At 63.9% G+C, this 24,926-nt stretch carries 22 protein-coding genes; 14 read left to right on the forward strand and 8 right to left on the reverse strand.

Going from position 1 to position 24,926, the window contains the following annotated elements; all coding sequences use genetic code 11:
* The first annotated feature begins 3 nt into the window (after positions 1-3).
* The 5 genes from AC1RR3_RS05525 to AC1RR3_RS05545 all read left to right on the forward strand — a co-directional run bounded on the left by AC1RR3_RS05525 (position 4) and on the right by AC1RR3_RS05545 (position 5,567).
* Complete coding sequence (locus AC1RR3_RS05525; RefSeq protein ID WP_492820171.1) at positions 4-402, forward strand: 5-carboxymethyl-2-hydroxymuconate Delta-isomerase; 399 nt, start codon at positions 4-6, stop codon at positions 400-402.
* Positions 395-1,933, forward strand: a complete 1,539-nt coding sequence (hpaE, locus tag AC1RR3_RS05530) for a 5-carboxymethyl-2-hydroxymuconate semialdehyde dehydrogenase (RefSeq protein WP_492820173.1) — start codon at positions 395-397, stop codon at positions 1,931-1,933. The genes AC1RR3_RS05525 and hpaE overlap by 8 nt, the downstream gene beginning before the upstream one ends.
* Before the next feature lie 125 nt (positions 1,934-2,058).
* The gene (gene hpaD, locus AC1RR3_RS05535; protein ID WP_492820175.1) at positions 2,059-3,042 is read left to right on the forward strand and encodes a 3,4-dihydroxyphenylacetate 2,3-dioxygenase; all 984 of its coding nucleotides are present in this window, start codon (positions 2,059-2,061) and stop codon (positions 3,040-3,042) included.
* A 3-nt stretch (positions 3,043-3,045) separates the two neighbouring features.
* Positions 3,046-3,915, forward strand: a complete 870-nt coding sequence (locus tag AC1RR3_RS05540; RefSeq protein ID WP_492820177.1) for a fumarylacetoacetate hydrolase family protein — start codon at positions 3,046-3,048, stop codon at positions 3,913-3,915.
* A gap of 26 nt (positions 3,916-3,941) precedes the next feature.
* Complete coding sequence (locus AC1RR3_RS05545; RefSeq protein ID WP_492820179.1) at positions 3,942-5,567, forward strand: thiamine pyrophosphate-dependent enzyme; 1,626 nt, start codon at positions 3,942-3,944, stop codon at positions 5,565-5,567.
* On the opposite strand, the gene AC1RR3_RS05550 is transcribed toward AC1RR3_RS05545, so the two are convergent.
* The 5 genes from AC1RR3_RS05550 to AC1RR3_RS05570 all read right to left on the reverse strand — a co-directional run bounded on the left by AC1RR3_RS05550 (position 5,545) and on the right by AC1RR3_RS05570 (position 10,433).
* On the reverse strand, positions 5,545-6,786 hold the full coding sequence (locus AC1RR3_RS05550; RefSeq protein ID WP_492820181.1) for an MFS transporter: 1,242 nt from the start codon (positions 6,784-6,786) through the stop codon (positions 5,545-5,547). The two genes, AC1RR3_RS05545 and AC1RR3_RS05550, sit on opposite strands and share 23 nt — an antisense overlap.
* A gap of 54 nt (positions 6,787-6,840) precedes the next feature.
* Positions 6,841-7,494: a DNA oxidative demethylase AlkB gene (alkB, locus tag AC1RR3_RS05555; protein WP_492820183.1), complete on the reverse strand. Its 654-nt coding sequence runs from the start codon at positions 7,492-7,494 to the stop codon at positions 6,841-6,843.
* 9 nt (positions 7,495-7,503) lie between these two features.
* Entirely contained in the window at positions 7,504-8,247 is a 744-nt protein-coding gene (locus tag AC1RR3_RS05560) for a 2OG-Fe(II) oxygenase (protein WP_492820185.1), read from the reverse strand.
* Between the two features lie 157 nt (positions 8,248-8,404).
* On the reverse strand, positions 8,405-9,091 hold the full coding sequence (locus AC1RR3_RS05565; protein WP_492820187.1) for a DUF2848 domain-containing protein: 687 nt from the start codon (positions 9,089-9,091) through the stop codon (positions 8,405-8,407).
* Entirely contained in the window at positions 9,084-10,433 is a 1,350-nt protein-coding gene (locus tag AC1RR3_RS05570; protein ID WP_492820189.1) for an amidase, read from the reverse strand. Before AC1RR3_RS05570 ends, AC1RR3_RS05565 begins: the two co-directional genes overlap by 8 nt.
* A 178-nt stretch (positions 10,434-10,611) precedes the next feature.
* On the opposite strand from AC1RR3_RS05570, the gene AC1RR3_RS05575 reads away from it, so the two are divergent.
* The 4 genes from AC1RR3_RS05575 (at position 10,612) to AC1RR3_RS05590 (ending at position 14,437) form a co-directional block, all read left to right on the forward strand.
* A complete protein-coding gene (locus tag AC1RR3_RS05575) occupies positions 10,612-11,025 on the forward strand; it encodes a Zn-ribbon domain-containing OB-fold protein (RefSeq protein WP_008138608.1) in 414 nt (137 codons plus the stop codon).
* Positions 11,026-11,028: 3 nt separating this feature from the next.
* Positions 11,029-12,168, forward strand: coding sequence for a thiolase C-terminal domain-containing protein (locus AC1RR3_RS05580; RefSeq protein ID WP_492820192.1), 1,140 nt, complete (start codon positions 11,029-11,031; stop codon positions 12,166-12,168).
* A 117-nt stretch (positions 12,169-12,285) separates the two neighbouring features.
* Entirely contained in the window at positions 12,286-13,200 is a 915-nt protein-coding gene (locus AC1RR3_RS05585; RefSeq protein WP_492820194.1) for an SDR family oxidoreductase, read from the forward strand.
* A 124-nt stretch (positions 13,201-13,324) separates the two neighbouring features.
* On the forward strand, positions 13,325-14,437 hold the full coding sequence (locus tag AC1RR3_RS05590; RefSeq protein WP_492820196.1) for an SMP-30/gluconolactonase/LRE family protein: 1,113 nt from the start codon (positions 13,325-13,327) through the stop codon (positions 14,435-14,437).
* 121 nt (positions 14,438-14,558) lie between these two features.
* Here AC1RR3_RS05590 and ppc read toward each other — a convergent pair whose 3' ends face one another.
* Positions 14,559-17,357: a phosphoenolpyruvate carboxylase gene (gene ppc, locus AC1RR3_RS05595; RefSeq protein ID WP_492820198.1), complete on the reverse strand. Its 2,799-nt coding sequence runs from the start codon at positions 17,355-17,357 to the stop codon at positions 14,559-14,561.
* A gap of 1,293 nt (positions 17,358-18,650) precedes the next feature.
* On the opposite strand from ppc, the gene AC1RR3_RS05600 reads away from it, so the two are divergent.
* The 5 genes from AC1RR3_RS05600 (at position 18,651) to AC1RR3_RS05620 (ending at position 21,877) form a co-directional block, all read left to right on the forward strand.
* Entirely contained in the window at positions 18,651-18,929 is a 279-nt protein-coding gene (locus AC1RR3_RS05600; protein ID WP_492820200.1) for a hypothetical protein, read from the forward strand.
* 26 nt (positions 18,930-18,955) lie between these two features.
* Positions 18,956-19,633: a hypothetical protein gene (locus AC1RR3_RS05605; RefSeq protein ID WP_492820202.1), complete on the forward strand. Its 678-nt coding sequence runs from the start codon at positions 18,956-18,958 to the stop codon at positions 19,631-19,633.
* Positions 19,634-20,375: 742 nt separating this feature from the next.
* The gene (locus AC1RR3_RS05610) at positions 20,376-20,810 is read left to right on the forward strand and encodes a bleomycin resistance protein (protein WP_492820204.1); all 435 of its coding nucleotides are present in this window, start codon (positions 20,376-20,378) and stop codon (positions 20,808-20,810) included.
* A gap of 405 nt (positions 20,811-21,215) precedes the next feature.
* Positions 21,216-21,437, forward strand: coding sequence for a hypothetical protein (locus tag AC1RR3_RS05615; RefSeq protein WP_492820206.1), 222 nt, complete (start codon positions 21,216-21,218; stop codon positions 21,435-21,437).
* 296 nt (positions 21,438-21,733) lie between these two features.
* Positions 21,734-21,877, forward strand: a complete 144-nt coding sequence (locus AC1RR3_RS05620; RefSeq protein ID WP_492820208.1) for a hypothetical protein — start codon at positions 21,734-21,736, stop codon at positions 21,875-21,877.
* A gap of 374 nt (positions 21,878-22,251) precedes the next feature.
* Here AC1RR3_RS05620 and AC1RR3_RS05625 read toward each other — a convergent pair whose 3' ends face one another.
* Complete coding sequence (locus AC1RR3_RS05625; RefSeq protein ID WP_492820210.1) at positions 22,252-23,733, reverse strand: outer membrane protein; 1,482 nt, start codon at positions 23,731-23,733, stop codon at positions 22,252-22,254.
* 617 nt (positions 23,734-24,350) lie between these two features.
* On the reverse strand, positions 24,351-24,755 hold the full coding sequence (locus AC1RR3_RS05630; RefSeq protein WP_492820212.1) for a YccF domain-containing protein: 405 nt from the start codon (positions 24,753-24,755) through the stop codon (positions 24,351-24,353).
* Positions 24,756-24,926: the final 171 nt, after the last annotated feature.

Raw genomic sequence — 24,926 nt, forward strand, 5'->3', positions numbered from 1 at the left:
GCGATGCCGCATTTCACGATCGAATATTCAGCCAATCTCGACGGCCGCCTCGACATCGGCGCCGTCTGCGAGGTCGTGCGCAAGGCGGCGGTCGAGACCGGCATCTTCCCGCTCGGTGGCATCCGCGTGCGCGCTGTCAGGTGCGAGCATTATGCGATTGCCGATAACAGGCAGGATTACGGCTTCCTCGACATGGTGCTGCGTATCGGCGAGGGCCGCGACCTTCCCACCCGTCAGAAAGCCGGCGAGCACGTGTTTCAGGCGCTTTCAAAACACCTGGATCCCGTCTTCACCGCCAGCAAGTTCGCCCTCTCGTTCGACATGCAGATCAACGACAAGGACACCAGCTGGAAGCGCAACAACATCCACGACGCCCTGAAGGTGGAGCCCGCCCATGGATAAGCCCACCCCGAAAGCCGATGTGTTCCAGGCCAATCGCGACCGCGTCGCGCCGCTGCTGAAGACGCTGCGCGCGGATGGCATCGGCCACATGATCGACGGCAAGACCGTTCCCTCGATCTCAGGCGAGACCTTTGAGACAAAGTCGCCGGTCGATGGCGCTGTGCTCGCAAGCGTCGCGCGCGGCAATGCCGAGGACATCGACCGCGCGGCCACTGCTGCTGCCCTTGCCTTCAAGTCCTGGCGCGACATGGGGCCTGCGATGCGCAAGAAGCTGCTGCATCGCGTCGCCGACGCCATCGAGGACAACGCCGAAGACATCGCGGTGCTCGAATGCATCGATACCGGGCAGGCGTATCGGTTCATGGCGAAGGCTGCCGTTCGCGCAGCCGAAAACTTCCGCTTCTTCGCCGACAAATGCGCCGAGGCTCGCGATGGCCAGAACACGCCGAGCGACGAGCACTGGAACATCTCGACCCGCGTGCCGATCGGCCCGGTCGGTGTGATCACGCCGTGGAACACGCCGTTCATGCTCTCGACCTGGAAAATCGCCCCTGCTCTCGCGGCGGGCTGCACCGTCGTGCACAAGCCGGCGGAGTGGTCGCCGGTGACGGCCGCCATTCTGGCAAGGCTTGTCAAGGAGGCCGGCGTGCCCGACGGCGTGCTCAACACCGTGCATGGTTTTGGCGAAGAGGCCGGCAAGGCGCTGACCGAGCATCCCGCCATCAAGGCGATCGGCTTCGTCGGCGAGAGCGCGACAGGCTCGGCCATCATGACGCAGGGCGCGCCAACGCTGAAGCGTGTGCATTTCGAGCTCGGCGGCAAGAACCCTGTCATCGTATTCGACGACGCCGATCTCGACCGCGCGCTCGATGCCGTCGTGTTCATGATCTACTCGCTCAACGGCGAGCGCTGCACCTCCTCCAGCCGCCTGCTGATCCAGCAGAACATCGCGGAGAAATTCGTGGAGAAGCTGACCGCGCGCGTGAAGGCGCTGAAGGTCGGCCATCCCCTCGATCCCGCTACCGAGATCGGACCGCTGATCCACGAGCGGCATCTGGCAAAGGTCTGCTCCTATTTCGACGTCGCGCGCCAGGACGGTGCTGTGATCGCGGTCGGCGGCAAGGCCTATGACGGCCCCGGCGGAGGACATTATGTCGAGCCCACACTGGTGACCGGTGCGAGCGGCAAGATGCGGGTGGCGCAGGAGGAGGTGTTCGGCCCGTTCCTCACCGTGTTGCCCTTCCGTGATGAGGCGGACGCCGTCGAGATCGCCAATGACATCCGCTATGGCCTCACCGGCTATGTCTGGACCAACGATGTCGGCCGTGCGCTGCGTGTCGCCGACGCGCTGGAAGCCGGCATGATCTGGCTGAACTCGGAAAACGTCCGCCACCTGCCGACGCCGTTCGGCGGCATGAAGGCGAGCGGCATCGGCCGCGACGGCGGCGACTATTCGTTCGACTTCTACATGGAAACCAAGCACGTCTCGCTGGCGCGGGGCACGCACAAGATTCAGAAACTGGGAAACTAGAACCGCCGTCGTTCCGGGGCGACGGGACCGCGCAAGCGCGGCCCGGAGAACCCGGAACCTCGAGATTCCGGGTTCGGCTCTGCGAGCCGCCCCGGAATGACGGGGGCCTCAAGAGGGGAAACGCAATGCCCGTACCGCAACATATCTTCGAGCCGCCGTTCAACATCATCCGCTCCAGCCATGTCGTGCTCGACGTGACCGATCTGAAGCTGAGCCGCGAGTTCTACGAGACCACCGTCGGCCTGCACGTCGAGGATGCCAACGATAAGGTCGTGTACCTGCGCGCCGCGGAGGAGCATCAGCATCACTCGCTGGTGCTGCGCAAAGCGGCCGTCCCCGCCTGCGCACGGCTCGGCTTCAAGGTCGGCAATGACGGGGATCTCGACAAGGCCGCAAAATTCTTGTCCGAGAACGGCCTTGGCTATGCCTTCGTCGACCAGCCGTTCCAGGGCCGCACGCTGCAATTCACCGATCCCTTCGGCTTCCAGATCGAGCTCTATGCGTCGATGGATCGCCGGCCGCATCTGCTGCGCCGCTACGACCTCTACCGGGGTTGCCACCCGCAGCGGCTCGATCATTTCAACGTCTTCGCGGCCGAGGTGCAGGACACCGTCGAGTTCTATGCGCGGCTCGGCTTCCGCCTCACCGAATATGCCGAGGAGGACGGGCCGAACGGGCGCATTGCGGCGGCCTGGATGCATCGCAAGGGCAATGTCCACGATTTTGCGATCACCAACGGCAAGGGCCCACGCCTGCACCATTTCGCCTATTGGACGCCGACGGCGATGAACATCATCCATCTCTGCGACGTCATGGCCTCGCAAGGCTTCGTCAAGAACATCGAGCGCGGCCCCGGACGTCACGGCATCTCGAATGCGTTCTTCCTCTACGTCCGCGACCCTGATGGGCACCGGCTGGAGCTCTACACCAGCGATTATTTCACGGGCGATCACGACCACGAGCCGCTGCGCTGGTCGCTGCGCGATCCGCGCCGCCAGACGCTGTGGGGTGCACCTGCCCCGCGCTCGTGGTTCGAGCAGGGCTCGCCCTTCGCCGGCCAGTCCGTGCGCGAGCCGAACTTCGTGGCCGACGTGCTGGTGGCGGATTAAGCGATGAAGCTCCCTCGCCTCGCCACCTATTCCGTCAAGGATGAAACCCGCTACGGCGCCGTGCTGGAGGGCGGCATCGTCGATCTCTCGCCGCGCTATGCAAAGGACTATCCGACGCTGCGCGAGGTGATCGCGGCCGGAAAGCTGGTGAGGCTCGCCGAGGAGGCTGCCAGCATGACGCCCGATCACGCGCCCGGCGACATCACCTGGCTGCCGCCGGTGCCTGCACCCGAAAAGATCATCTGCATCGGCGTCAACTATCCTGATCGTAACGCCGAGTACAAGGACGGCCAGGACGCGCCGAAATATCCGAGCATGTTCATGCGCTCGCCCCGCTCCTTCGTCGGCCATGACACGCCGCTGGTGCGCCCGCGCGCATCCGCACAGCTCGACTATGAAGGCGAGATCGTGCTGGTGATCGGCAAGCCCGGCCGTCACATCGCGGAGAGCGCGGCGCTCGACCACATCGCCGCGCTCACCCTCTGCAACGAGGGCTCGGTGCGCGACTGGCTGCGCCATGCGAAGTTCAACGTCACGCAGGGCAAGAATTTTGATTCCAGCGGCAGCCTCGGCCCGTGGCTCGTGCCCTACACCAGGGAAGCGCAGATCGCCGACGTCAGGCTGACCACGCATGTCAACGGCGAGCTGCGGCAGGACGACCGTACCAGCCGGCTGATGTTTCCGTTCCGTTATCTCATCAGCTATATCTCGACCTTCGCGACGCTGGTCCCCGGCGACATCATCGTCACGGGCACGCCGACCGGCGCCGGTGCGCGGTTCGATCCGCCGCGCTATCTGAAACCGGGTGACTTGATCGAGGTCGCGGCAGAGGGCATTGGTTCTTTGCGCAACGGCGTCGTCGACGAAGCCTGAAACAGCAATCGAAGTGGAATGATGCAATGACGACCCTCACCGGCGGCGAAGCAATCGTAAGCGGCCTTGTCGCCCACGGCGTCGACACCGTGTTCGGCCTGCCCGGCGCGCAGGTCTACGGCCTGTTCGACGCCTTCCACCAGGCCCAGCTCAAGGTGATCGGCGCGCGGCACGAGCAGGCCTGCGGCTACATGGCGTTCGGCTATGCGCGCTCCAGCGGCCGGCCCGGCGTGTTCAGCGTGGTGCCCGGCCCCGGCGTGCTCAACGCCAGCGCGGCGCTGCTCACCGCTTACGGCTGCAACGAGCCGGTGCTGTGCGTCACCGGACAGGTGCCGACGCAGTTTCTCGGCAAGGGCCGCGGCCATCTGCATGAGATGCCGGACCAGCTCGCGACCCTGCGCACTTACGTGAAATGGGCCGACCGCATCGAAACGCCCGGCAACGCGCCGACCACCGTGTCCCGCGCCTTCCAGGAGATGATGTCCGGACGGCGCGGTCCGGCCTCGGTCGAGATGCCCTGGGATATCTTCACCCAGCGCGCCGACACCTGTGCGGCAAAGGTGCTGGAGCCCCTGCCCGCGCCATTGCCCGATCCCGATCAGATCAAGCAGGCGGCTGCGCTGATCAAGGCCAGCAAGGCGCCGATGATCTTCGTCGGCAGCGGCGCGATCGAGGCGCGCGAGGAAATCCTCGAGCTCGCCGAGATGATCGATGCGCCCGTGGTCGCCTTCCGCAGCGGCCGCGGCATCGTCTCCAATGCGCATGAGCTCGGGCTCACCATGGCCGCCGCCTACAGACTGTGGCCGAAGACCGATTTGATGATCGGCATCGGCTCGCGGCTGGAGTTGCCGACTATGTCGCGCTGGCCGTTCCGGCCTGACGGGTTGAAGAGCATTCGCATCGACATCGATCCGGTCGAGATGCGGCGCTTCATCTCGGACACGTCCATTGTCGCAGATGCCAGGGCCGCGACCGCCGATCTCGCCGCTGCCGTCAGCAAGGCCGGCTACAGCAAGACCGCCGGCCGCCGCGCCGCGATCCGTGAGGCGACTGCGACCGCGCTGGCGGAAATCCAGCGCATCCAGCCGCAGATGGCGTATCTGAACATCCTGCGCGAGGTGTTGCCGGCGAACGCGATCGTCACAGATGAATTGTCGCAGTTCGGTTTCGCCTCCTGGTACGGCTTTCCGATCTATGAGCCGCGCACCTTCATTACCTCGGGCTATCAGGGCACGCTCGGCTCGGGCTTCCCGACTGCGCTTGGCGCCAAGGTCGCCAACCCTGATAAGCCGGTGGTGGCGATCACCGGCGACGGCGGCTTCATGTTCGGCGTGCAGGAGCTTGCCACCGCCGTGCAGTTCAACATCGGCGTGGTGACGCTGGTGTTCAACAACAATGCCTACGGCAATGTCCGCCGCGACCAGCGCGAGCGCTTCGACGGCCGCGTGGTGGCGTCGGATCTGGTCAATCCGGATTTCGTTAAGCTCGCGGAGTCCTTTGGTGTCGCATCCGCGCGCGTCACCGCGCCGAATCAGTTCAAGGCGGCGATGGAGAAGGCGCTCGCGCACGGCGGGCCGTATCTGATCTCGGTCGAGGTGACGCGGGACTCAGAGGTGAGCCCCTGGGCATTCATTCACCCGCCGAAGCCTTGAGGTGAGGTCCGCCCTGTAGCCGCGCGGCCGCAATCACCAACATGCCGGCGCCTGCGACCGACCAGCAGGCGACCGGCGCCCAGTGCAGCAGCGGTGCGTAATCAGGCATCTTCTGCAGGCCGCCGGCGACCGCCGCCATCCGCGCGAAGGTGCCGAGCGCCAGCGCCGAGAAGACGAGGCCGGTGACCTTTCCCTCCGCGCCGGTCGAGCCGATCGCAAGCGCGGCCGAGATCGCGCTCATCAACATGCAGCCCCACGCGGCTCCAGCGAGAAACTGCGCGGCGATCAGCGTGTTGAGGCTGCCGGCGAATTCGGCCGCAGCGATCGCGACCGCGCCAAGCAATCCGGCCGCGCCCATCACGATCACGCCGCCACGGTGCTTGACGACGAGGCTTGCCGGAAACATCGCGATGTTGAAGCCGATCCAGAACACCGGCATCAGCCATTGCAGCTCATCGGGCCTCGCAAAGCGCAGGTAGAACGGCGCGCTGTTCAGGGCGAAGTGCAGCTGATAGCCGAGCGCGAGCGCCACCATCGCGACGATGAAAGCGATCGGCACCAGGCCCAGCGGCTTTGCCGCCTCGGCCGGTGTCGGCGGCGCGGTATCCCGCGCGACATCGTGTTCGATGCGCGACAGCCCTAGCGCCGTGAGCAACAGCACGGCGCTGGAGATCACGAAAGGCAGCCGTGCATCGTGCTCGCGCATCACGACGCCGAGATAGGGCGAGATTGCGCCGGCGACGCCATAGCCGAGCATCGCGAGCGCCGCGAGGAACGGCACCTGCGGCCGCGCGCGGTATTTGCCGAGCAAGGTCAGCGGCGGCGCGCGTAGTGCGGAGGATGCGATCGACCACACCACGATCAGCGCAATGAACCAGAGCTGCGCTCCAGCCCCTGTTCCAGCGACGAAGGGCAGCGCGACGAACGCGCCGCAGGAGATCGCGGCGACGATCCCGACGAAAAGGCCGAGCCTGCCGACATGGGGCGCGAGCTTGTCGGCGGCGATCCCCATGGCGGTGTCGGCGATGGTGAAGATCGCCTGGTCCAGCATCAGGATGAGGATGACAGCTGATGGCGCGATGCCGACCTCGGCCGCGAGTTTTGGCAGATAGATGACGTAGGTGGTCCAACCCAGCGTGAACACCAGTTGCAGCGCGGCGAGATAAAGGCCGGTGCGGTTGGCCGTCCCGGTGTCGGCCGAGAGCTGTGTTGTCGTCATGTCGCCGCCTCCCCCGTCCCGAGCTTAGACGAGTGGGGGCTGCGAGAAAACGCGTCAACGCGTCCTTCGGAAGGTCAAATTGATCCGTTTCCGCCCCAGCAGCGCGTGCTCGCCATCGGCGAGCGGCGCGACGCCGTGATAGGCGAGCCTGCTGGCCCCGCCCCAGACCACGACGTCGCCATGGACGAGCCGGAAGCGCCTCGGCTTGTCGCCGCGCGCCATGCCGCCGAACAAGAAGGTCGCGGGCAGGCCGAGCGAGACCGAGACGATCGGCGCCGCATAGTCCAGCTCGTCCTTGTCCTGATGCAGCGTCAGCCGCGTGCCGGGCTCGTAGCGGTTGACGAGGCAGGCATCGGGCGCGAAGCCGGCAAAGCCGCCCTGCTCCGCCGCGCCGCGCGCGAGATCGCGGAACGCCGGCGGCATCGCCGGCCATGGCGCGGCGGTTTTCGGATCGATCGGGTCGTAGCGATAGCCGGTGTGGTCGGTGATCCAGCCGCGCTCGCCACAATTGGTCATCGCCACCGACATCAGATGGCCGCCGGGCGTGGTCATCCGCCGGAACGGCGATTGCGCCACGATCGCGCGCGCCGCGGCAATCAGCTCGTGCTCGATCGGCTTGACGAATCCGCGCAGCAGCACAGCGCCGTCGGCGATCTCCTCGCGCGACGGCTGGGCTTCGGCAACGGTATCGAACAGATCAGCCGTCAATCGCAGCGCTCATTTGGCATCATGAAAAATCACACCCAGCGTGTGGCGCTGGCCAGAGCGAACCCGGCTGACGCCATGGCGCAGATTAACGCGGTAGGTGCCGCGTGTCCCCTGCACCGGGCGGTGATGCACAGCGAAGGCGACCGCGTCGCCTTGCGCAAGCGGAACCACCTCGGCGCGGGACTGCATGCGCGGGCGCTGCTCGGTCAGCACGAACTCGCCGCCGGAGAAATCGCGGCCGGGCTCGGAGAGCAGGATCGCGACCTGCAGCGGGAACACGTGCTCGCCATAGAGGTCCTGGTGCAGGCAATTGAAGTCACCGTCCCTGTATTGCAGCAGCAGCGGCGTCGGCCGCGCCTGCCCGGCCTCGTGGCAACGCTTGAGGAACGCCGCATGTGCGGCGGGATAGCGGATATCGATCCCCATCGCCTCGTTCCAGCGATTGGCGACGGCCTGCAGGTGCGCGTAGAGCGCCGGGCGCAGCTGCGCGATGAGATCAGGCAGCGGATAGGAGAAATACTTGTATTCGCCGCGGCCAAAACCGTGGCGGCCCATGACGATGCGGCTGCGGAAGTTGACGTCGTACGAGTAGAGATCGGCGATGGTGCGGCATTGGTCGGGCGTGAGCAGGTCTTTCAGGATGGCGCAGCCCTGGGAGTCGAGCTCGACGGTGATTTGGGGCCAGTCGAGGGTGTCGACATGGGTGGCGAGGTCTGCGGCGGGCGGGGCCGATTTTCGTGCGGTCATTGTCATGGCGATCACTTTCGCAGCCTGACGTTCACCCCGCCACCCGATTTCCGATGACTGTCTCCCCGTCATTGCGAGCGAAGCGAAGCAATCCAGAATCCCTCCGCGGAACCAGTCTGGATTGCTTCGTCGCTTCGCTCCTCGCAATGACGGCGGAGAGAGCTCAGCCCAACACCGGCAACGTCGTCACATCGTACCCGTGCTTGATCGTGCGCTTCAGCACGGGGTCTTCCAGCTCGAACTCGAACCGCTCGGCCGGGCGGATGCCGCCCTTGGCGGCAAAGGTGCCGCCGAACATCACACAGCCATCGGGGAGTTTGCCGCCACCAAAGCCGCGTGCGATGAGGTCGGCGACGGGCAGCATCGCGTCCAGCGTACCCTCCTGGTAGAGCACCCGCTCGCCATTGATCGTGGCCCAGGAGCGCAAAATCATCTTATCCCAATGCCCGATGACGTCCTCGAGCTCCCACAGCGTGGATGCGATCGGCTTGTCGCACATCTGCTTGGACACCGTGACATTGTAGGCTTCGACCTTGCGGTCGGTGTGGTCGGAGCCGCAGCCGACGAAGATGCGGCCCTGCCAGCCGATCAGCACGAACTCGACCTCGCCGGAGGAATCGCCGCCCGTGCATTCGATGCTGTTGTCCTGGGTCAGCCGCCGCGCCGAGGCGCGGTAGTAGATCGGGGTCGAGGCCGGCGGGGCGATGCCCATCTCCTGCAGCTCTTTGATGTGCTTGTCGCGCGCGACGGGATCGCGGCCGGTCCAGCCGGCGATGACCATCTGGTCGATCGCCAGCGTCAGCGGCGTGGTGGTGTCCTGGGCATCGACGGTGAAAGTCAGGTCAAACACGAATTACGGCCTCCATGCCGGCAGCAAGTTCAAAGATACGACGGTCCGAGCCACCCGCGCCTGCAAGCATCAGGCCGACGGGGACGTCGCCTTCGCGATGCGCAGGCAGCGAGATGGCGCAGCCGTCGATCATGTTGATGAGCGTGCAATTGCGCAGCGCGCGCAAATTCTGCGTGGTGAACGCCTTGTCGTCGGCGAGATCGGCGATCTTCGGCGGCGTGTTGGCGGTGGTCGGCAGCACCAAGGCGTCATAGGGCGCGATGCGCGCATTGACGCGGGCGATCAGCGAGCGGCGCTCGTTGAGGAGATCGATATAGTCGGCCGCGCTCTGCGCCTCGCCGCGCAGGATGCGGACGGAGACGCGGGGGTCGTAGACGTCGCCCTTGGAGGTGATGAGATAGCGATGCCAGGCGTAGCTTTCGGACGCCGCAAAGCCGCCCTTGGCGTTCATCGGGCCGACGTCGTGGAATTCCGCCATCTCGATGCGCTCGATGATGGCGCCGTGATCGGCGAGCGATTTCAGCGCGCGCTCGAAGGTCTCGGCCACTTCCGCGTCGAGGTCGTCGAGCGCGATCGTGGTCGGCACCGCCAGCCGCATGCCCTTCACGGGGCGCGGCTTCAGCGCGACGATCGGCTCGTTCGCAAGCACCGCGTCGAGAATGGCACAGCAGCTGACCGACCGCGCCAGCGGCCCGATGCTGTCGAGCGAGAACGACAGCGGCACGGAGCCGTCGAGCGGCACGCGGCGCTGCGTTGGCTTGTAGCCGACGATGCCGTTGAAGGCGGCCGGAATCCGGCAGGAGCCGCCGGTGTCGGTGCCGAGCCCGCCATGCGCCATGCCGTCGAGCACGGAGACCGCGGCGCCCGAGGACGAGCCGCCGGGCACGTGGCCAACAGCCCGGTTCCAGGCGCCCTTCGGCGTGCCGTAGTGCGGATTGATTCCGATGCCGGAATAGGCGAACTCGGTCATGTTGGTCCGCCCGATCGAGACGAAACCGGCCTTGCGCAGCCGCGCCACGGTCGCCGCATCCTGCTCGGCAGCCGGGGAATCGTCGAGCGCGCGGGAGCCGGCGCGCGTCACCTGGCCCTTGATGTCGAACAGATCCTTGATCGAGACCGGGATACCGGCATAGCGCGACGGCGCCGCTTTCACCTTGCGCAAGGCATCCATCGCGTCCGCGGTCGCGAGCGCGGCGTCCTTGTCGACATGGATGAAGGTGCGCTGACCTTCGCCGGCGGGGTCGGCGATCCTGGCGATGCACGCCTCGACCAGTTTTCGGGAGGTGGTGCGGCCGCCTTCGAGGTCGTCGGCGAGCTTCGCCAGTGTCGGAAAATCGGGCATGTCTGTCTCACGGAATATTTGCGCGCGCAATCTATAGCGCGGCCTCAGTTCGACACAAGCATTGTGCGCATGATGGCATGCATGCACATTGCTGGACCGTTGACGCGCCATGGTCGATTGTCGCATCAAGATCGAAACGGGCAGGCGTGAAGCCTGCCTTTTGGGAGGGGTCTCCGAGATGGCCGAACCGCAGCGCGCGCGACCGAAACCGACGCCGGAGACCCAGCATTTCTGGGATGGCACGAAGGCTGGCGAACTGCGCCTGCAGCGCTGCGACGCCTGCGCGCATGTCTATTTTCCGCCGCGCCCGTTCTGCCCGTCCTGCGCCTCGCGCAAGGTCTCTGTCTTCAAGGCGAGCGGCAAGGGCTTCCTCTACAGCTACGTGATCAACCACCGCCCCGCCGCGCCGGGCTTCACGCCGCCTTACGCGATCGCCGTGGTCGAGCTTGCCGAGGGACCGCGCATGATGAGCAACATCATCGACTGCCCGCAGACCCCGGAAGCGCTCGCGCTCGACATGAAGCTCGAGGTCGCCTTCGAGGCGCTCGACGACAAGATCACCCTCCCCGTGTTCCGTCCGGCGAAGGGGTAGGCCATGCGCAGCAACCACGTTGCCGTCGTCGGCGCGGCCGAGACCACCGAGCTCGGAATCGTCCCCAACGCCTCGCAGCTCCAGCTTCACGCGGATGCAGCGCTCAACGCCATTGCCGATGCCGGGCTGAAGCTGTCGGACATCGACGGCTTCGCCACCGCGGTCGAGACGCCGCAGCAGGTCTGTCACTATCTCGGCATCAAGCCGACCTGGGTGGACGGCACCTCGGTCGGCGGCTGCTCGTTCATGCTGCACGTCCGCCATGCGGCCGCGGCGATCGAGGCCGGGCTCTGCAAGACAGTGCTGATCACGCACGCCGAGAGCGGCAAGTCGATGATCGGCAAGGCGCCGCGCTCGATCCCCGCCGACAGCCTGCAAGGTCAGTTCGAGGCCCCGTTCGGCGTCTACGGCCCGCCCAGCATGTTCCCGATCCCCGTGCTGCGCTTCATGAAGACCTACGGCATCACGCATGAGCAACTGGCCTCGGTCGCGGTCGTGCAGCGGGAATGGGCGGCGAAAAATCCGCGGGCGATGATGAAGGACCCGATCACGGTCGCCGACGTCCTCAATTCGCGCATGATCGCCTATCCGTTCCGGCTTCTGCAGTGCTGCCTCGTCACCGACGGCGGCGGCGCGCTGATCCTGACCTCGGCCGACCGGGCCAAGGACTTTCCGCGCAAGCCCGTCTACATCATGGGCACCGGCGAGAGCGTCGAGACGCCGATGGTCAGCCAGATGGAGACCTTCAATTCCTCGCGCGCGTTCAAGACCGCGGGGCCGCTGGCGTTCAGGGAAGCCGGCATCGCGCACAAGGACGTCGATCATCTCATGATCTACGACGCATTTGCGCACCTGCCGCTGTTCGGCCTCGGCGACCTCGGCTTCATGCCGCACGAGGAGACAGGCAAGTTCATTGCCGACGGCAACACGCGCCCCGGCGGGAAGCTGCCGCTCAACACCAATGGCGGCGGCCTGTCCTACATGCACTCGGGCATGTACGGCATGTACGCGCTCCAGGAGAGCGTGCGGCAGATGCGCGGCATCGCGCCGGCGCAGGTACCGAATGCGAAGATTTCGGTGTGCCATGGCGTCGGCGGCATGTTCGCCGCATCTGGCACGATCGTGTTTACGAACGAGAGGTAGTGGCCCGTCATTCCGGGGCGCGCAGAGCGCGAACCCGGAATCTCGAGATTCCGGGTCTGGTGCTTCGCACCATCCCGGAATGACGGCGGAATTTGGAACGACTAGCGGAGAACCCACATGAGCAAATCACTGCAAGACAAGGTCATCATCGTCACCGGCGCAGGCCGCGGCATCGGGCGCGAGATCGCGCTGCTGTGCGCTGCCGAAGGCGCCAAGGTCGTCGTCAACGACCCCGGTGTCGCCGCCGACGGCGCCGGCTCGAGCGCATCCCCGGCCGAGGAAGTGGTCGAGGAGATCAAGAAGCGCGGCGGCATTGCGGTCCCCAACTTCGAGTCGGTGGCGGAAGCTGTCCCCGCCAGCAAGATCGTGAAGACCGCGACCGATCATTTCGGCCGGCTCGACGGCGTCGTCAACAATGCCGGCATTTTGCGCGACATGATCTTCCACAAGATGAGCGTCGAGGCGTTCGAGGCGGTCATCAAGGTCCATTTGATGGGCTCGTTCTACGTCAGCCACGCCGCGGCGCGGATTTTCCGCGAACAGGAGTCCGGCTCCTTCGTGCACTTCACCTCGACCTCGGGCCTGATCGGCAATTTCGGCCAGGCCAACTACGCCGCAGCCAAGCTCGGCATCATCGGGCTCTCCAAATCCATTGCGCTCGACATGGGCCGCTTCAATGTCCGCTCGAACTGCGTGTCGCCGTTCGCCTGGACCCGCATGATCGGCACCATCCCGACCGAAACCGAAGCCGAGAAGGCGCGCGTCGAGAAGATCAAGCAGATGGGACCGGAGAAGATCGCGCCGATCTGCGCCTATCTGCTCTCCGATTCCGCCAAGGAGGTGAGTGGCCAGATCTTCGGCGCGCGCATGAACGAGCTGTTCCTGTTCAGCCAGAACCGTCCGCTCCGCTCGGTTCATCGCAGCGAAGGCTGGACGCCGCAGACGATCGCGGAACACGGCATGCCGGCGCTGAAGGGCTCGTTCTACAAGCTCGACCGCTCCGCCGACATCTTCCCCTGGGATCCGGTCTAAGCGTCTAGCCGGATTTCCGGCATCCCTGCCCTGCGATCTCCGGTTGTCTTGTCCGGAGATCGCCCCGCTTTACGCCCGATTGCAGGCGGATGGTGGCCTCCCAACAAAATCTTGGGAGGAAACCATGACAAGAATACTGACCAACTCCGACGACACGACTGCAAGCGGTGGTCTCGGCCGCCGCACGCTGCTCAAGGGCGCCGCGACCGTGGCCGCATCCGCCCTGCTTGCCTCGAACGCTGACGCCCGCGACTTCGGCGCCAATGCCGAGCCGCAGCGCTATCCCGACCCCGATATCGTCGCCATCGACCCCAAGCGCTTCAAGGCCAAGGTCGGCAACACCGCGATCAAGCGGCTCTACACCGGCTGCCTCTGGGCGGAGGGGCCTGCGTGGAATGCGCAGGGACAATATCTCGTCTGGAGCGACATCCCGGCCAACCGGCAGCTGCGCTATCTCGACGATGACGGCCACATCTCCGAGCAGTTCCACAAGCCGTCGAACGAGGCCAACGGCAATTCGTTCGACACCGAGGGCCGCCAGATCACGGCCGAGCGCACCCGCCTCGTCCGCTACGAGCATGACGGTTCGGTGACGACGCTGGCCGAGCAGGCCAATGGCAAGCCGCTCAACGGCCCGAACGACATGGTCGTGCATCCCAACGACAAGGCGATCTGGTTCACCGATCCCGGCTATGGCGCGATCAGCATCTACGAGGGCAAGCTCGCCAATACCGGCTCGCTGCAGCCGTATCAGAAGGAAGCCGTCTATCGACTGGACACGCAGACCGGACAGGTTGCGAAGGTCGCCGACGAGCCGTTCAAGCCGAACGGCATCGCGTTCTCGCACGACTACAAGAAGCTCTATGTCTGCGACACCGGCATCACGCATTATCCGCAGGCCGAGAACGTGGTGTGGTCCTACGACATCGACGGCCCAAAACTGTCGAACCCGAAGCGGCTGATCGACATGAAGCTCGACGGCAAGTCGGGCTTCCCCGACGGCCTGCGCGTCGACACCGAAGGCAATATCTGGGTCGGCGCCGGCTGGGTCGGTCCGGGCTATGACGGCGTGCAAGTGTTTTCGGGGGCCGACGGCGCGCGGATCGGGCAGATCCTGCTACCGGAGACCTGTGCCAATCTCTGCTTCGGCGGCCGGAAGCGCAACCGTCTGTTCATGACCGCGAGCCAGTCGCTGTACTCGGTCTATGTGGAGACGCAGGGGGCGCATTTCTGCTGAGTGGCTCCGCTCCCTCCATGCGTCATGGCCGGGCTTGTCCCGGCCATCCACGTCTTGAAGCGCGGAACGAAGAACGTGGATGCCCGGGACAAGCCCGGGCATGACGGCTGAGAGAGTCGCTCTACCCCGTATTCCTCAACCCCGCCGAGATGCCGTTGATGGTGAGCTGAATCCCGCGCAGCACCTGCTCATCCGGGTTCTGCGCGCGGTGCTCCCTCAGCAGTTCGACCTGCACATGGTTGAGCGGGTCGAGATAGGGGAAGCGGTGACGCACCGAGCGCTCCAGCAGCGGGTTGCCCTGGAGCAGCCGGTCCTGGCCCATGATGTCGAGCAGCGTCTCGATGCAGGAATGCCATTCGCGGCGGATGCGGCCGAAGATCTTTTCGCGGAGCGCCTCGTCCGGCACCAGCTCGGCATAGCGCGAGGCGATCGCGATCGAGCTTTTGGCGAGCACCATGTCCATGTTCGACAGCAGCATGCGGAAGAACGGCCATTCCTTGTAGAGTTCTTTCAGGAACGGCATGCCCTTGTCGGGATGCTCGGCGATCCACTGCTCGACTGCGCTGCCGAAGCCGTACCAGCCCGGCAGCATCAGGCGGCATTGCGCCCATGAGAACACCCAGGGAATGGCGCGAAGGTCCTCGATCGCACGGGTCTTCTTGCGCGAGGCCGGACGGCTGCCGATGTTCAGCGTCGCGATCTCGTTGATGACGGTCGAGGCCCAGAAATAATCGACAAAGCCGTCGGTCTCGTAGACCAGGCCGCGATACGCCTTGAAGGCGAGGTTCGACAGCTCGTCCATCGCGGTCAGATATTCGCGGCGCGGCGCGCTCTGGCGCGGATGCAACAGGCTCGCCTCCAGCGTCGCGGCCGCCAGGATCTCCAGATTGTTGCGGCCGACTTCGGCGTTGGAATATTTCGACGAGATGATCTCGCCCTGCTCGGTGATGCGGATCTGGCCGTTCACCGCGCCGCCGGGCTGGGCGATGATGGCGTCATAGCTCGGCCCACCACCGCGGCCGACCGAGCCGCCGCGGCCGTGGAACAGGCGCAGGCGGACGTGATGCCGCTCGAACACGTCGACGAGGCCGATCTCGGCCTTGTACAGCTCCCAGCCCGAGGTGACGAAGCCGCCGTCCTTGTTCGAGTCGGAATAGCCGAGCATGACCTCCTGCACGCCGCCACAGCTGTCGACGAGGCGACGGTAATCGTGCAGCGACAGCATGCGGTCCATGATGACGCTTGATGCCTGCAAATCCTCGATGGTCTCGAACAGCGGCACGATGTTGATGGCGCTGCGCCCGGAGGGATGAACGAGGCCAACCTCCTTCAGCAGCACGGCCACTTCGAGCATGTCGGACATGCTCTTGCACATCGAGATGATGCATTGGGGAATGGCGTCCGAGCCGAACTTCGCATGCGCCTCGGCGGCGGCATGGAAAACGTTGAGCTCGCCCATGGTCTCGTCGCTGTATTTGACGAATGGCGACACCAGCGAGCGCGTCGAGCGCAGCTCGTTGGTGAGCAACGAAATACGGGCGTCCTCGCCGAGCGCGAGATAGGACATGCCGGGATTGGCGGCATCCATCAGTTCGGCGATGGTCCGCTCATGCACCGCCGAGTTCTGGCGGATGTCCAGCCGTGCCAGATGGAAGCCGAAGCAATCCACTGCGCGCCGCAGCAGCCGCAACCGGCCGCGCGCGATGACGCGCGCGTTATTCGCGATCAAGGAACGGTGCAGCACGTCGAGATCGGCCTTGAGCTCCTTGACGCTTTCGTACGGCGCGCCCTTGCCGACCGGCCGCCGCGTGATCTCGACCTGAAGCATCTCGGCCGTCGCGGTCAGGCGCGCATAGATGCCGGAGACCGCGAGGCGATAGGGCTCGCCGCTCCGGTGCGGCGAGGTGTCGGGGGACCGCTCCGCAAGCTTGCGCAGCTCCTCGGAGACGTCGGCGAGATGCGCCGCGATCGACAATTCCGAGCCGAGCACGTGCAGCTCGTTGAGATAGAACTGCATCACCCGGCTCGACTGCAGCCGCAGCGTACCACGCATGACGTCGGCGGTGACGAAGGGATTGCCGTCGCGATCGCCGCCGATCCAGCTGCCCATGCGCAGGAACGAGGCGAGCTCGCTTGCCGCCGCCTCGCCGCCTTCCTCCAGCCGGTCTTCGAGCACGTTGACCAGCCGCGGCACCTCGCGCAGGAAGGTGTAGTCGTAGAACGACAGGCCGTTGGCGACCTCGTCGAGCACCGTGAGCTTGGTCCGGCGCAACAGATTGGTCTGCCACAGCGTCAGCACCTCGCGGCGGAGCTGCTCGTCGCTGGCGGCGGCTTCGTCTTCGGTCAGCGCGACCCGCTCACGACGGTCGAGCAAGGCTGCGACCTCCATCTCGCGGTCCATAGTGCTCTTGCGCCGGACCTCGGTCGGGTGCGCGGTCAGGACCGGGCTGACGAGTGCGGTCTTGAAGAAATTACGCAGCGTGTCGGCGCTGATCCCGGCGCCCCTGGCATGGGCCAGCGTCTCCGCCAGCACGCCGGAGCTGCCGCTCTTGGCCGCGGTACGCGCGCGCATCTGGCGGATGTTGTTCTGATCCTCGGCGATGTTGGCGAGGTGGGAGAAGTAGCTGAAGGCGCGGACGATCCGCACCGTCTCCGAGGTCGACATGCTGTCGAGGATCTGCTCGAGCTCGCGGCGGGCGAGCCGGTCCTCATCGCGGTGGAACCGGATCGAGGTCTGGCGGATGCGCTCGACCAGGTCGAACAAGTCCGCCCCCTCCTGGTCGCGCACCGTGTCGCCCAGGATGCGCCCGAGCAGGCGGATGTCATCCCGCAGCCGCGCATCCGCCTCCAGCGCCTGGACGTCCTCCGGGCGGTTGAGGCGATGGTCGGCGGCATCGGATGGTAATGTCTGGAGGGACATGGCTCGCTCCCTGGTTCGAGCTCGCTTGGCTGCCCGGCGGGTCGAGTGTGCGATATTTTTCTACCGCAGCGCAAGACGAACTTGGGAGCGGCGCACACTGCCTTCGTCGCTCGTGTCCCGGACGCACCGCGAAGACGCGGCGCGCAGCGCTGCGTCCGGGGCACGAGAATAGAGGTCTTATCGATAAACATGCCTTCGCGGTCTCGCGGCGCAGGCGCCCGAGCTTTGCTGTCCGTTTCGCCCTCATCGAGAACAAAGGGCGCAGGGAAGGCCGGGCGCCGGCTGGCACCCAGGGTCCGCATACGAGAGACGCACGCGGGGTGACCACAGGTGTTGCCGGTCGCCCGGCCTTCCCTGCGCAATGGTTTTACGGCTTATGGCGCGCTCTCCCCGGGGAGCGTTGCACTATTGCCCCCGTCGCCTTGCGGATGATCGATGCGCGCACCCGGTCGGGCCGCTTCACCACCGCAAGCCTTGACGCACAGACCCCGGGCGTCAGGACCACACGCTTTTGCCGTCCGCGGACGTCCCTCCCCGGACATCCGGAAGCTCGCGCGTGCTCGCCCCCGAAACCGAAGTGAGACGCTGTGACCGCGCCGTGTCGATCCGCGGATCGCAATGGCTCACGGGGACTACCCGCCCTGCCATCCCGTCACGCGCCGGCGCTGCCGCGTCCATCGCCTCCCGGCCTGCGTATCGTGACGATCGCGAAACGCCCCTTTGGCGGGCCGGGATGTTTTGCGGTTTACCCGAAGATATAAATTCGGTCAATCAGAATATCTGCGGACCCATGCCTTGACCTGCATGTGGCGTGTTTTGCCCGTCGGGCAACGCGAGGAATTGTGTGCGAAAGGCGACTGAGCGCGTGGCAGTTCCGGCAGTGTGAGGGCAACGAAGCCGATGGTCTGCAAGTCCGCCCTGGGACGGAAGCGGACTACGCCGCGATGCTTGCGGTAGGTCAGCTATGGGGCCAGAAGCTGACTTAATGGTCTGCAAACCCTATTCGTCAGAGAGCCGCCAGCTAAGAGCGTCCTTATGCTACTTTAGCGGGCATGTCGCCTTTCAGCATTCGTTCCTCCCTTATGCTCGTCCTCGTCGTCGGGGGTACGTCCAGCATCTACGTGTTCCTCGGCCTCAGCCTCATTGTGGTACTGATAACGTTGGGCCTGGCCTGCCTTGTGTACGTTCCGTTCGCTAAGCGCTACGGGTGGGGCAATGAGGGGCGCCTCACGAGGCATCTCTGTCGTCCGCCGTTCGAAGACGAACGACGCAAGTCCAACTGATTGTGCTGGAATGAACTGGCTTATTGCTTTTGCATTCTTCGGCTGTTGTTGGTGGCGCATAGCAAAAGCACGCGAACGAGCTGCTGAACTCGCAGTGACTGGAATTGGGCGCTCGCCGTTGTACTGGGTGTCGAACGCGCTGGTTGCAATCCTGTTGGGCCTAGTGCTGTACATCGCCCACATTCACAATCAATCGCCCGTTCCAGCTTTCCTCTGGTTCGCCACCATTGCGATCATCGTAGCTTTGCTTTTCCTGCGCCGCGCGTTGAAGTGGCGCTACCCTGTTTAGATTGGCTGCCGGTCTTGGAGGCCGCGTTGTATACGAATTACGCCGATATCCGTAGTCGCATAAGCGAGGAGCCCTCATGGTTCGATGAGTCAGCAGTTCCGCGCTATGGACCTTTCAAGCCGGACGCGGTCGCGAATTTTTATGCGCGTGAGGCCGTTCTGGTTCCCGCCGCATGTCAATGCTGTGGGCATCAGCTTCGATTGGCGATTACACGGCCGTACTTCAAGGAAGACGTGGATGTAGCAACCGCCATCTGCCACCGGGGTCTGCATTACGGTGATCCTCCTAACATCGGTTGCTGTGAGGCCGGACCATCGACGACGGTCGTAGAACTTGAAGTCTTGGAGTACTGGTGGCGCAGATCAGGCCATGACTGGATACGAGAAGCTTCATTCGAGGTCGGCGTTGTTTCCGAAGTCATGAGCGACGACTACCGGTACGACGCCTACTACGATGTAGACCGCAACCCCGAATTTCCATTGTCGTTTGGCTCCATACCGAAGGAGCCAAAGGGCGCGCAATTTGAGGAGCTTGTGACGGAATTGTTGACACGATATCCAGCGGCGCCCCGCGAAGCAGTCGAAGCTGCCCTGCGTTCCGTCTGGACGGAGCGCATGTTTTCAAGACGATGTTTTCAACTTGCCGAAGACGCGCTTGCAGTGTTTCAGTGGCCTCCTGCTAGTCCCAACCAGGACGGCACTTGAGGTCCGCTTCAGGGTCAAAGGCTGCCTTCGGCCGCTCGCATGATGCCGGTCAGCTCACCTCCCGAAAGCCGACCTCACAGCCCTTGCAACATGGCGCTGCTATAATGGAGGTCGCAAATAGGGACGGCCGACGCTCCGCTGGCTCATCGCAAGGCATACCCAATGAGACTTCGTCTTATCGTAAGGGTCGTTGGAGCGTGGGTTGCCTCGCTCGCCATTCTAGCCACAGTGCTTACCTGCCTTGGTCACTTCGCGGGTAACAACGGCGTTGAGGCTCTATGGCTGGTCAAGCTTCTTGCGCACGTGTCCATTCCGTTAGTGGCGTTCGCCTCGCTAGCTTGTCTCGGGTTTCCGCAATCAATATGCGGTCATCCCGCCCGATGGACGATGATAGCTGTCCTTACGACTTCAGTTATCGCCTCTCTAGTCGGAGGCGGAGCCGGGTTGATATTCTCACTCATGGTCACCGTTCCTGCCGCTGGGCTCTTCTTGATTTCCGCACGGTGGTGGCCATTGAGGACGGGGAGCGCCTAAGTTCGGCAATGGGTCATAAGCTGTCTTCGACCGGATACGCACGCCAAGTCGGCTAAGGGCCAGACGTGGACATCTCCGGCACTGACCGAGAGCTCTCACAAGGTGAGATGTGTTCCTCAACGTGCCAACCAATGGTAAGAATATCCCCGCGTGAATAGCGCCGCACCCGCAGTGGCTGCAGCGAAGTTACTCCGGGAGTTCGCGAGTCATGGAAACATCGAGGGATAGATTGCCCAATGGCGGCTTCGCCCGGCTCGTCCCTGAGCTCGACGTGTTTGACCTAGAGCAGAGCAAGGCGTTCTGGTGCACAATACTGGGTTTCCAGATTGCATATCAGCGACCTGAAAGCCGCTTCATGTACATCGAGCTGCAGGGCTCCCAGGTCATGTTGAACCAACGAAATGGCAATTGGGAGACCGGGGCCTTTGAACGTCCGTTGGGGCGCGGGATCAACTTCCAAATGTTCGTCAATTCCGTGGCCCCTCTTGTCGAAGCCCTGAGGCGGACGAATTGGCCGCTGTTCAGAGATTGTCACGATGCCTGGTACAGGATCGCAGGCGAAGAGCGGGGCAATAGGCAGTTCCTGGTGCAAGACCCGGATGGTTACCTGCTACGTTTTGCGGAAGATCTGGGCAGCAGGTGATCGCGCCAACGACGTCTCCGACGAGGCACGCTGTCGCGCGATGCCGTCGGGATGACGCATGAAGCCCGGTAGCATGTCGTCTTCGGGGCAGGATGCGAAGAACTCAGCGGAGTTAACGCTGCGCCGGCGAGCCAGAAAGTCCTTGACGCAACAGAGCACCATGGATTTGGTTCGGCCGGAACACCTTGATTGGTCGATGGACGGAGCGGACCCGTGGGATTTTTGCTGAGAATGATGCTCGCAACCGCTTTCGTGAACCTTGCTCCAGCCGTCGCCCAGGCGCCGAAGAAAGCCGTCGCTTCTCCTGCCTTGCAGACGGAATTCGATGGCTTCATCGAGACGTTTCGCGCGGCGCTGAGGACAAACGATTCCGCCGCCGTCGCCGGCATGACACGATTGCCGTTCATGAACGACAGCGCCATTCGCGACGCCGCGCAATTTCGCGCCAAGACCTACCCGACCTCGTTCACGGCGAAAAATCGCGCGTGCATCCAGCGCGGCAAGGCCGTCTACGATCGCGATCAAGAGAACAACGACAACTACTTCGTCTTCTGCGGCGAGCTCATCTTCGTCTTTACCAAGACGCCGGCGGGGTTCCTTTTTACGGAGGTCGGCGCGAATGACTGATCAGCCCGCGTGGGATGGGTTGAGCCCTTGCGAAACCCATCATGCTTCGCCTCCAGCGGGCGGATTGATGGGTTTCGCTGGCGCTCTACCCATCCTGCGAGCTTTGACCACATCCGCGGGGCGCAACCCGAAACATTGAGCGAAGGGCCAACAGGCGACATCGCCGGATTGACCTGATGAAAGAGGCCGCAAACTGATGCGGCCTCAGCTCCTCCTCAAGGTGCGCTTAGTTGCAAGGCTTGCCCGACATCTGGGCTGCACGGCTGTGACAACCATCGTGCAACTTGGACTTCTTCATGGTCGGGGCACCCGATTTTGGTGCGGATTTCGGAGTCGCAGGTGGCGTCGTCTGTGCGAAGGATGATGCAGAGCTAGCGAAAATAGCGAAAGCCAATGCGAGTGAAAAAATTGACTTCATGACTTACCCCAATGCTGTTTGAGCTGAGATCAAGCAATCAGCACGGTTATCCTAGCGGCCATTTTCCAACTAGGGCAGCCCCAATCAGGGCGGTTGCCATCAAAGCGGCCAGGAAGGCGGGAGCCAGCTACCTCTCGAAGGACGCGAAAAAGATTGGGGTCCGTTCCGGGTCACAAGCTGCTTTCACGCATTCCGCCGCGTTAGATCGGCAACCGGCCAAAAGCTGACAGTGCAACGGGCGCAGCACGCGTAGAATGGATTGAGCCCTTGCGAAACCCATCATGCTTCGTCAGCGGCAGACGGATCGATGGGTTTCGCTCACGCTCTACCCCTCCTACGAACTGAGCAACGGGCGCGCGACGGGGTGGCCGCACGTTCTCCGAACGTCGTTCGATTTCAGTTTTCAGTCAATTTGTAGTTCACGCCGATGCGAACGACGTCGTTGCGGACTTGGGCCTGGCTGCCCAGTGACGTCACGGTGTTGACGGCGACGGGAACTCCCGTCGCATAGGTGTGGCTGACTGAACCAAGATCGAAATGCAGATATTCGGCTTTGACGGTCCAGTTGCCGAACACCCAGGCTTCGATGCCGGCGCCGGCGACCCAGCCGCCATTCGTTCGCTTGAATGTCGACGGCACAAGACTGTTGAAGTCCGAGAAGAGTTCGGTCTCCTGGATTTCGGCGAGCGCACCGCCCGCCGTGACGTACAACAGATAGCCGCGATCGGCATAGCCCAATCGTCCGCGAACGGTTGCCAGCCAGTTGATCTTCTGCGTCAGCGTTTCCGCCCCGAGAAAGCCGGTGCAACTGGCCGCGCATGAAACGTCTTTTTGACCACTCCACTGCCCATCGCCTTCGACACCGATCACCAGCCGGTCGAACTGCCAGTTATAGCCGAGCTGGCCGCCCGCGAGCGCGCCCTGAGGCGAGATCTGATGGGGAGCGTATGACGAGAAATAGTGGGTGAGTTCGGTCGGGGCGGGAGGCACGGACGGATCGATGAACTCGAATTCGCGGAACGAGCCGTTGCCGACACCATAGCCTGCGTTGAGGCCGGCATAGAGTCCGGTCCACCGCCAGGCCGTCTCGGCCGGATCGGACGGCAGCGGCGGCGCCGCCGCCGGCCCATTCCACAACCGCCGGTTCAACCCGACGCGGACGATGTTGTCGGTGACGCGGCTGCTCGATGTGCTCGTAAGATCGAAGGAAACGGGGCCGCTGCTCCCGGCATATCGTCCGCTCATGCCCATCGGAGCGAATTCGAGGTGCAGGTACTCGGCCTTCACGGTCCAGTCCTGTGACAATCGGCCCTCGATGCCGCCGCCGAACGCCCAGCCGGTAAGGCTGTGATTTGCGGTGTTCGAAGCGGGAATATTGTCGAGGACCCACGTCGTCGTTTCGCGCACGCCGGCCCAGGCCGCGCCGCCGGTGAGGTAGAACAAGGTGCCGGCATTGGCGAGGCCGAGCCTGGTGCGCGCCGTCGCGAACCATTTGAGCTTGTGCTCGTAATTCCCGGCAAGATTTTCGTCGTTGAAGTTCTGGAAGCATATGTTGCCCGAGCAAGTCCGGCCGCTCTGACCCGACCACTGCGCGTCGCCTTCGAAGCCCAAGACGAACCGTCCGAATTGCCAGTTGTAACCGAGCTGGCCGCCCACCACCCCGCCGGTCGGCAGGACCCGGCCCGCCGCGACCTGTACGTCCTCCGCGATCGTGTCGCGGCCGAAGCTGTAGCCTGCGTTGACGCCGCCATAGAGCCCACCCCAATTCCAGGGGTCGGGCGGCGGGGCCTTGTATTTGACGGGCATGTCGGCCGCGGAAGCGCCGATGGCTGATGCGAGGAGAAGCGCGGTGCCGAAGCCGATCCGTGTCGAAGCCATGGCCATTCCGGAAAATCGATGGACTGCCGCGAAAACCAAATCAATCCATCTTTATAGCCACGGTCTCTTGGCATAGTCTGTGACACGGTCGCAACAATTCGGAAAAAATTGATGCCGTCCCCATCCCGTTGCGACGTAAGCGTGCAGGCAGCGAATGGCTCGAATCATCTCGCCGAGTGCCCGACCTACAGGCGACACCGTCAAGCGCGCAGGATGCGTTGAGCTCTTGCGAAACCCATCATGCTTCGTCATCGGCGACGGATTGATGGATTTCGCTGGCACTCTACCCATCCCACGGGCCTCAAGTCCGCTCGGTTCAGGAATGTGAAGAAAGGAGTGCCGCCGCCATCCACAAAGCGAAAAACGACACTACTCCGAGCCAAAGCTTTCGTCGTCTGCGCGAACAGCGCGGCGATAGCGTCCCCAAAAAAGAAGCCGTGACAAATAACCGGTTCTTCCGTGTCCAACTCAATCCACGACCGTGGTCTTCCTCCCACTCATCGCGAAATTTCCATTGTTGGTAGAACCCAAAAAGCAAGATGGGAATCGCTAGAAAGAAGGCGGCTTTTGCGAGCATCGTGGACCGAATGGCACTCTACCCATCCTGCGCGTTCGCCCTAAGCCGGCACGATCACCTTGCCGATCGGCCAGAGCGCGATGCCCGCGAGCTTCAGATGGGCCCATGCGAAGGGGATGCCGATGATGGTGACCGCAAGGACCAATGCGGTCACGAGATGGCCGAGCGCCAGCCACCAGCCGGCCAGCACGAGCCAGATGATGTTGCCGATCACCCCGAGCGGGCCGGTGCCGATATCCTCGACACCGGTGACCTCGTAGCGATTGACCGCCCGCGAGCCGAACGGCATCAGCGTGTAGACGGCGATGTTGAACGCCGCACGTGCCCAGGGCAGGCCGACGATGGTGATCGCCATGATGACCGCAGCGATCAGCCAGCCAGCCGCCATCCAGGCGCCGCCGATGAGGATCCAGAGGATGTTGAGAAGGATGGAAACGGGGGTCATGGTTTTATCCGCGGTCAATGACCCCACCTATATAGGTGTGCAGATCGTCGCTGCGAAGATGGCCATCGGCTCCCGCCGCATTTGATTGCCTCAAATGGCGTCAGCCGCCCTCACTTCATCGAATTGACGCACGCAGCGCCCAGAATGGCACGGCGTTTGAAACATTCAGGG

The sequence above is a fragment of the Bradyrhizobium sp. GW821-FHT13H05 genome, assembly GCF_058804065.1.